Below are 1,137 nucleotides of genomic sequence, written 5' to 3' on the forward strand. Positions count from 1 at the left end.
CGCCGGACTGCGCGCCCAGGCGGGCCGGCTGCTGGCGCACGCCCGCCGGCTCACCGCACTCGATCCGCGCGACGTCGGCTGGTCCCTGGTCGCCACCCGGGCGGCCTTCGACCACCGGGCGGTGGTGGTGGCCGGCGACCGGGACGGCCTGCTCGACGGTCTCGCGGCCGTCGCCGACGGCGCGGACCCGCCGCCGCACGTGGCCCTCGGGGCCGCCGCCGACGAGCGCCGGCCGGTGTTCGTCTTCCCCGGCCAGGGCTCGCAGTGGCCGGAGATGGGCCGGGAGCTGCTGGAGACCTCCCCGGCCTTCGCCGCCCGCGCCGCCGAGTGCGCCGCCGCGCTGGACCCGCTGACCGGCTGGTCCGTGTTGGACGTCCTGCGCGGCGTCGGGGACCCGCCGGGGCCGGAGCGGGTCGACGTCACCCAGCCCGTGCTGTTCACGATGATGGTCGCGCTGGCCGAGGTGTGGCAGTCCGTCGGCGTCCGACCGGCGGCGGTGGTCGGGCACTCCCAGGGAGAGATCGCCGCCGCCTGCGTCGCCGGCGCGCTGTCGCTGGCCGACGCCGCCCGGGTGGTGGCCCTGCGCAGCAAGGCTCTGCTGGCCCTCGCCGGCCGGGGCGAGATGCTGTCGGTGGTGGAGCCGGCGCGGCGGGTCCGGGAGCGCGTCGCGCCGTTCGGCGACCGGCTCGCGGTGGCGGCCGTGAACGGGCCGAACGCCGTGTCCGTCTCCGGCGACCCGGCGGCGCTCGCGGAGCTGGGCCGGCAGCTCTCCGCCGACGGGGTCATGCGGTGGATGGTGCCGGGCGTCGTCTTCCCCGCGCACGCCCCGCAGGTCGCCGAGATCGAGGACGAGCTGCTGGAGTTGCTCGCCCCGATCCGGCCGCGCCAGGCCGAGGTGCCCATCTTCTCCACCGTCACCGGCGAGCGCCTGGACACCACGGCGATGGACGCCGGGTACTGGTACCGCAACCTGCGGCAGACGGTGCTGTTCGAGGACGCGACGAGGTCGCTGCTGGCCGCCGGTCACACCACGTTCCTGGGAGGTCAGCCCGCATCCGGTGCTGGCGCTGGGGATGCAGGAGACCTTCGACGCCGCGGACACCGACGCGCTGGCGGGTCGGCTCGCTGCGCCGTGAC

General features: G+C 77.0%; 1 protein-coding gene. It reads left to right on the forward strand.

The features are described from left to right. A partial coding sequence (locus MCAG_RS02970; RefSeq protein ID WP_198141478.1) for an acyltransferase domain-containing protein occupies nt 1-1,137 on the forward strand: 1,137 nt, incomplete at both ends.

This window comes from Micromonospora sp. ATCC 39149 (assembly GCF_000158815.1).
Classification (GTDB): Bacteria; Actinomycetota; Actinomycetes; order Mycobacteriales; family Micromonosporaceae; genus Micromonospora.